We start from the raw sequence: 335 nt of genomic DNA, 5'->3' as shown, positions 1-335 counted from the left end.
AGTATATAAATGTAAGAATAACCAGTATCGTTGTAAAAATACAGGCAAGTATTTTAATGTTAAGACAGGAACAATGTTTGAGAATTCTAAAGTTAGTCTTCGTAAATGGTTTATGGCTATTTGGCTTGTTACCTCTCATAAGAAGGGAATTAGTTCGATACAGTTAGGAAAAGATATTGGAGTAAGACAGGCAACAGCATGGTTCATGTTACAAAGAATTAGAGCTTGTTTTGGTGTCGAAAATAATAATGAGCTTGAAGGTATTGTAGAATGTGACGAAACTTTTATTGGCGGTAAGAACAAGAACCGTCACAAAGACAAGAAGGTTCCACACT

General features: G+C 34.3%; 1 protein-coding gene. It reads left to right on the top strand.

Annotation, left to right across the window (positions count from 1 at the left end):
* Positions 1-335 (top strand): IS1595 family transposase (locus SCA31_RS22765; RefSeq protein WP_410699318.1); only part of this gene is annotated, 335 nt, incomplete at both ends.

Source organism: Chryseobacterium sp. SIMBA_028 (genome assembly GCF_046535285.1).
In the GTDB taxonomy this organism is placed as follows: Bacteria; Bacteroidota; Bacteroidia; order Flavobacteriales; family Weeksellaceae; genus Chryseobacterium.
Note: the sequence above shows the minus strand (reverse complement) of the source record. Positions and strands in the feature narration are given on the sequence as shown.